Source organism: Pandoraea sp. B-6, from assembly GCF_000282835.1.
In the GTDB taxonomy this organism is placed as follows: Bacteria; Pseudomonadota; Gammaproteobacteria; order Burkholderiales; family Burkholderiaceae; genus Pandoraea; species Pandoraea cepalis.
The window spans coordinates 71,203-76,746 of sequence record NZ_KB290528.1 but is presented as its reverse complement, the minus strand read 5'-3'; the positions used below and the strand labels follow the sequence as shown (position 1 = coordinate 76,746).

Below are 5,544 nucleotides of genomic sequence, written 5' to 3'. Positions count from 1 at the left end.
AGGCGCCGGACGCGCCGCCGACCACCGGCGAAACGGCCGGCGGTGGCCTGCTCGACGCGGTCAGGGACTCGCTCGGCGGTTTGCTGGGCGGTGCGGGCGGCTCGCGGCGCAAGGATACGGTCGTCGAAGCGATGGTCAAGAGTACGGCGCGCACCATCGGTAGCCAGTTGGGCCGCGAAATCGTGCGCGGCGTGCTGGGCAGCATTCTCGGCGGCAGCAGGCGGCGATGACCGGGCTTGTCTGCCGCCGCGACAACACCCCCGTCCGACGATCGGTGGCGAGTGGCGCACGCCTTGCCACTGACGTATCGCCGGCACCGCCTCCCCTACATCGAACGCTCGTCCCCTCATGTCGCTGAAATCTTCGCTGGAACCGGTGCGTACCGGTGTCGCCCACGACCCGTTGTGGCTGGGCGCCGCGCCGCTGATTTTTTTGTTTCTCTGGTCGGTCGGCTTTACCGTCGCCAAGATCGGCCTGACCTATGCCGACCCGCTCACGTTCCTCGCGCTTCGCTACGGGCTGGTGCTTGTTCTGCTCGCGCCGCTGGCCCTCGTCATGCGCCCGCCATTGCCGAAGACCGTGGCCGCCTGGGGCCATCTCGTCGTCATCGGTCTGCTCATTCAGGCGCTGTACTTCAGCATGACGTATCTGGCGCTACGCCTGGGCGTGTCGGCCGGCAGCGTGGCGCTGATCACCTCGCTGCAACCGATTCTCGTGGCGCTGGCCGTGCCGCACCTGGTGGGCGAGCGCGTGAGCGGGCTGAACTGGGTCGGACTGGTTCTGGGGCTGGCGGGGGCGGCGCTGGTCATTGTGGCGCGCTCGGCGGTGGAGGCGACTTCCGCGCTGGGGCTGGTACTGACGTTCGTGGCGCTTGGCGCGATCACGTGCGGCACGCTCTACGAAAAGCGCTTCGGCGTGGGCCAGCACCCGGTTACGTCCAATCTGGTGCAATACGCCGTGGGCTTCGCGGCGACGCTGCCGCTCGCCGCATGGCTGGAGCCGATGCACATCGAATGGACGTGGCAGCTCGGCGCGGCGCTCGTCTACCTCGTGATCGGCAACTCGATCGTCGCGATTTCGTTGCTGCTGGCGATGATCCGGCGTGGCGAAGCGTCGCGTGTCTCGGCGTTGTTTTTCCTGGTGCCGCCGTCAGCGGCGCTTGCTGCGTGGCTCATGGTCGGGGAGCACATGCCGCCGCTCGCGTGGGGAGGGATGGGGCTGGCAGCCGTTGGCGTGGCGATGGCCACGCGGCGCCCGGGCCGGGGACGCCGGGGAGAGCGGTAGGGCGGGGAGGGTCGCCCCGGCACCGGCGGGCCGGGGCGTGAGAGCCGCCTGCGTCAGTTCTTGGTGCCGAACAGGCGGTCGCCCGCGTCGCCCAGACCCGGAATGATGTAGGCGTGATCGTCCAGACGCTCGTCGAGCGACGCGACATACAGCTTCACGTCCGGATGCGCGTCATGCAGCACCTTCACCCCTTCGGGCGCGGCCACCAGGGCGAGAAACGCGATGTTTTCCGAAGCCACGCCGCGCTTGCGCAGCACGTCCACGGCGTGCACGGCCGAATAGCCGGTCGCCACCATGGGGTCGCACAGGATGAAGCGGCGCTCGGCGATATCCGGCAGGCGCACGAGATATTCGACCGGACGATGCTGCTCGTCGCGATACACGCCAATGTGACCGACGCGTGCCGACGGCACCAGATCGAGCAGGCCGTCGCTCATGCCCACGCCGGCGCGCAGCACCGGCACGATCGCGAGTTTCTTGCCCGCGATGACGGGCGCGTCCATGGCGACCATCGGCGTGTCGATGCGCTCGGTCGTGAGCGGCAGGTCGCGCGTGATCTCGTAGCCCATCAGCAAGGTGATCTCGCGCAGCAGGCCGCGAAACGTGCGTGTCGACGTTTCCTTGTCGCGCATGTGCGAGAGCTTGTGCTGGATCAGCGGGTGATCGCAGATAAAGAGATTCGGGAAGCGGAGATCTTGTTTCATGGCTGGCAATCTGGGGCAGGGCCGGTGTGGCCCGCATGGCCGCGATTTTAGCCGATGCGGGCGCCGTCGGTCCGGGTTTTGGTGTCGGCCCGTGCCGATTGCCCAAGCGATTGCCCCCATAAAGCGGCGCGCGCACGATTCCCTTAGAATCGCTGCAAGACGGCGGTGTCCCCGCCGTTGTCCAACGTGTCACTTGTCTTGAAGGCTGAACATGGATCTGGGAATCAAGGGGCGCACCGCGCTGGTCTGCGGCGCGAGCAAGGGGCTGGGGCGCGCGTGCGCGCGGGCCCTGGCCGAAGCGGGCGCGAACGTCGTGATCGTCGCGCGCACGGCGCAGACGCTCAACGCGGCGGCCGACGAGATTCGCGCGGCCACGGGCGTGAGCGTGACCGCCGTGGCCTGCGACATCACCACGCCAGAGGGGCGCGCGCAGGCGCTGGCGGCGTGCGGACAACTCGACATTCTCGTGACCAACGCGGGTGGCCCGCCGCCGGGTGACTTCCGCGACTGGCAACGCGACGACTGGATTCGCGCGCTCGACGCGAACATGCTCACCCCCATCGAACTGATCAAGGCGTGCGTGGACGACATGATGGCACGCGGCTTCGGCCGCATCGTGAACATTACGTCGTCGGCCGTGAAGGCGCCCATCGACATTCTCGGGTTGTCCAATGGCGCCCGCTCCGGTCTGACCGGGTTTGTCGCAGGACTGGCGCGCACGACCGTTGGGCACAATGTGACCATCAACAATCTGCTGCCGGGCGCTTTCGATACCGACCGCCTCGCGGCCACCTTGCAGGCATCGGCGACCAAGAGCGGACAGACGGTCGAAGAAGTCCGCACCAAGCGGGCTGCCGCAATTCCGGCCCGCCGTTTCGGGCAGCCCGACGAGTTCGGCGCGACCTGCGCGTTTCTCTGCAGCGCGCAGGCGGGCTACATTACCGGACAGAACGTGCTGATTGACGGTGGCGCGTACCCGGGCACGTTTTAACCTTTTTGAGATCGCTTCAATGACTGTATCGACGGTACCCAGCGTCCGGATTGCGCTCATCGCGCACGACAAGAAAAAAGACGACATTCTGGCGGTGGCGCATGACTACGTCGACGTGCTGCGCCAGTGCAAGCTCGTCGCAACGGGCACGACGGGCGGACGCATCGCCACCGAGCTTGGCCTGGACGTCGAGCGCATGCTCTCCGGTCCGCACGGCGGCGACCTCCAGATTGGCGCGCAACTGGCGGAGGGGCGTGTCGACATGGTGCTGTTCCTGCGCGACCCGATGACGCCGCAACCGCACGAACCGGATATCAACGCCCTCGTGCGGGCGTGCGACGTACACAATGTGCCGTGCGCGACCAACAGCGCCACGGCGCGCATGCTGCTCGAGCAGTTGATCGTGCGTCTGGCCGCGCAGCCGGTGGCGTGACGCCGAGAACCGACAGTTCACAACACACTTCACACGAGTGAGAGGAGCGAGGATGACCAAGGCAATTCGCATCGAACAGAATGGCGGCCCGGAAGTGATGAAGTATGTCGACGTCGAAGTGGGCGACCCTGGGCCGGGCGAGGCGCGTGTGCGCCACAACGCCGTCGGGCTGAACTACATCGACGTGTATTTCCGCACCGGCCTGTATCCGCAGCCGCTGCCGGCCGGTCTGGGCATGGAAGCGGCCGGCGTGGTCGAGGCCGTGGGCGAAGGCGTGACACTCGTCAAGGCGGGCGACCGTGTCGCCTATGCCAGCCGTCCTTGTGGCGCCTACTCGCAGGCCCGCGTGATGCCGGTGGCCTCGCTCGTGCGTCTACCGGACAGCATCAGCGACGATCAGGCCGCCGCGATGATGCTGCAGGGCATGACCGCGCAGTACCTGTTGCGCCGCACCTACCCGGTCAAGGCGGGCGACACGATCCTCATCCATGCGGCCGCTGGCGGCGTGGGGCTCATCGTGTGCCAATGGGCCAAGGCCTTGGGCGCGACGGTGATCGGCACGGTCGGCTCCGATGAGAAGGCGGCGCTCGCGCGCCAGCATGGCTGTGACCATCCGATCGTCTATACGCGTGAGAATTTCGTCGAACGGGTGAAGGAGATCACGAGTGGCGAAGGTGTGCCGGTCGTCTACGATTCCATCGGCAAGGACACGTTCATCGGCTCGCTCGACTGCCTGCGGCCGCTGGGCATGATGGTGAACTTCGGGAGCGCGTCGGGGCCCGTCGCGCAGATCAACACGGCCGACCTTGTGTCGCGCGGCTCGCTGTTCTTCACGCGACCGACGATCTTCAGCTACACGGCCAAGCGGGCCGACCTGGAAGCCACGGCCAACGACCTGTTCGATGTCGTCGCCAAGGGGGCGGTCAAGATCGAGGTCAATCAGCGTTACGCATTGGCCGACGTGGCCCAGGCCCATCGCGATCTCGAGGCGCGCAAAACCACCGGGTCGACGTTGCTCATGCCCTGAGTGGGGGCGAATGACGCTAACGCCAGCAGGCATCAATGCGATGTGCTCCCGGACGCCGGACGCTGGTCCAACGTTCGGGGAGACTCGGCCAAGGTCCGTTGCTCATGGCCGACGGCGTCGTCAACGTCCCGACTCAGGCTCGCTGCCTGAAGCCGTGGGCGCCGTGGGCGCGCGCATCCTCGCGCACCTCCTCGGGCAAACGGTTGATGAGCCAATGCGCGACCAGCCCGATCACCACGACATCGTCGAGCAGGCCGAAGATGGGCACAAAGTCCGGAATCAGATCGAATGGACTGACTAAATAGACGGCGAGCAGCGCCAGCGCGGGCAGCAACCAGCGCGGGCGGCGCGGATCGCGAGCCGCGTGCCAGAGAACCCGGAAATCGTGGCGCGCAACTTGCCACAGACGCAGAAAACGCTTCACTTGCAGGCTCCTGAACGAATATCGCCGCCGAATGTGGCAGGTGTCTTCATTGTATTGATGGAAACGTCGCTCATTGATTCTTTAAGTTGTCGCATCGCGCGCTTATCTCTCTGCCGTGCTGCATCGCCCGTAGCGTGCGGGCTCATACGCACGATGCGTGATATTGTGGTTCGACCCCGCCGAGGCGGGGTGGTTTCATCGTACATCGAGTCCTGTCCGGTGCCGGGGTGCCGGATCTGGCGGTCGATCGGCTTTCCCGGTTGCGGCAGGATCAGGCCGGCGGGATAATTTGCCAGCCGCAGTGGTCCATCCATTTTTCCCCCTTCGCGGACGCCATCCAAACGCCACCATGACTGACGCTCAAGATCCGAAATCGCCGCAGCCGTCGCCGCCGTCGAATAAGCCAGAGTCCGATACGAGCAAGAGCGCAACGCCACCGCAGACGCCGCCGTCCACCGACGCCGGTACGTCGCCAACGCCGGCCTCGCAGGGCGCGTCCGAGTACGTGGAGCCGCCGACAACGGCGACGTCTCATGCGACGGCGAAACCCGTTGCGGGCACGGCCGAGGCTTCGGGCAACATGCCAGCGAACCCCGACACGCTCACGCGTCCGGCGCCCGCGCCCGAGGCGCCGCCAGGGGCTCCTGCCTCGGCGACGAGCCCCTCAGTTCAGGCGTCGGC

The 5,544-nt window shown here is 66.7% G+C and carries 8 protein-coding genes and 1 pseudogene; 6 read left to right on the top strand and 3 right to left on the bottom strand.

Annotation, left to right across the window (positions count from 1 at the left end; genetic code table 11):
- On the top strand, positions 1 to 230 hold a 230-nt coding region (locus A985_RS0113630; RefSeq protein WP_026131954.1), incomplete at its 5' end, for a helicase HerA-like domain-containing protein.
- A 118-nt stretch (positions 231 to 348) separates the two neighbouring features.
- A complete protein-coding gene (locus A985_RS0113625; protein WP_017233958.1) occupies positions 349 to 1,284 on the top strand; it encodes a DMT family transporter in 936 nt (311 codons plus the stop codon).
- Between the two features lie 53 nt (positions 1,285 to 1,337).
- Here the strand turns inward: A985_RS0113625 and upp are convergent, their stop codons facing one another.
- Positions 1,338 to 1,988, bottom strand: a complete 651-nt coding sequence (gene upp, locus A985_RS0113620) for a uracil phosphoribosyltransferase (protein WP_017233957.1) — start codon at positions 1,986 to 1,988, stop codon at positions 1,338 to 1,340.
- Between the two features lie 211 nt (positions 1,989 to 2,199).
- On the opposite strand from upp, the gene A985_RS0113615 reads away from it, so the two are divergent.
- Genes A985_RS0113615 through A985_RS0113605 form a run of 3 tightly spaced genes read left to right on the top strand, consistent with a single transcriptional unit; the run spans position 2,200 to position 4,439 of the window.
- A complete protein-coding gene (locus A985_RS0113615) occupies positions 2,200 to 2,979 on the top strand; it encodes an SDR family oxidoreductase (protein WP_017233956.1) in 780 nt (259 codons plus the stop codon).
- Positions 2,980 to 2,998: 19 nt separating this feature from the next.
- On the top strand, positions 2,999 to 3,412 hold the full coding sequence (locus A985_RS0113610) for a methylglyoxal synthase (RefSeq protein WP_017233955.1): 414 nt from the start codon (positions 2,999 to 3,001) through the stop codon (positions 3,410 to 3,412).
- A gap of 52 nt (positions 3,413 to 3,464) precedes the next feature.
- Positions 3,465 to 4,439, top strand: a complete 975-nt coding sequence (locus A985_RS0113605) for a quinone oxidoreductase (RefSeq protein ID WP_017233954.1) — start codon at positions 3,465 to 3,467, stop codon at positions 4,437 to 4,439.
- Between the two features lie 133 nt (positions 4,440 to 4,572).
- Here A985_RS0113605 and A985_RS0113600 read toward each other — a convergent pair whose 3' ends face one another.
- Together A985_RS0113600 and A985_RS28200 are read right to left on the bottom strand one after the other, a co-directional pair.
- Positions 4,573 to 4,863, bottom strand: a complete 291-nt coding sequence (locus A985_RS0113600) for a YkvA family protein (RefSeq protein ID WP_017233953.1) — start codon at positions 4,861 to 4,863, stop codon at positions 4,573 to 4,575.
- Positions 4,860 to 5,177: a hypothetical protein gene (locus A985_RS28200; protein ID WP_232424617.1), complete on the bottom strand. Its 318-nt coding sequence runs from the start codon at positions 5,175 to 5,177 to the stop codon at positions 4,860 to 4,862. Before A985_RS28200 ends, A985_RS0113600 begins: the two co-directional genes overlap by 4 nt.
- Before the next feature lie 35 nt (positions 5,178 to 5,212).
- Here A985_RS28200 and A985_RS29255 point away from each other — a divergent pair.
- Positions 5,213 to 5,544: pseudogene (locus A985_RS29255) on the top strand (hypothetical protein); the annotation flags it as partial.

What these genes read in the sequence shown, in the direction of transcription:
- A985_RS0113625 (WP_017233958.1), top strand. Translation starts at nt 349, where the DNA reads ATGTCGCTGAAATCTTCGCTGGAACCGGTGCGTACCGGTGTCGCCCAC.
- upp (WP_017233957.1), bottom strand. Translation starts at nt 1,988, where the DNA reads ATGAAACAAGATCTCCGCTTCCCGAATCTCTTTATCTGCGATCACCCG.
- A985_RS0113615 (WP_017233956.1), top strand. Translation starts at nt 2,200, where the DNA reads ATGGATCTGGGAATCAAGGGGCGCACCGCGCTGGTCTGCGGCGCGAGC.
- A985_RS0113610 (WP_017233955.1), top strand. Translation starts at nt 2,999, where the DNA reads ATGACTGTATCGACGGTACCCAGCGTCCGGATTGCGCTCATCGCGCAC.
- A985_RS0113605 (WP_017233954.1), top strand. Translation starts at nt 3,465, where the DNA reads ATGACCAAGGCAATTCGCATCGAACAGAATGGCGGCCCGGAAGTGATG.
- A985_RS28200 (WP_232424617.1), bottom strand. Translation starts at nt 5,177, where the DNA reads ATGGATGGACCACTGCGGCTGGCAAATTATCCCGCCGGCCTGATCCTG.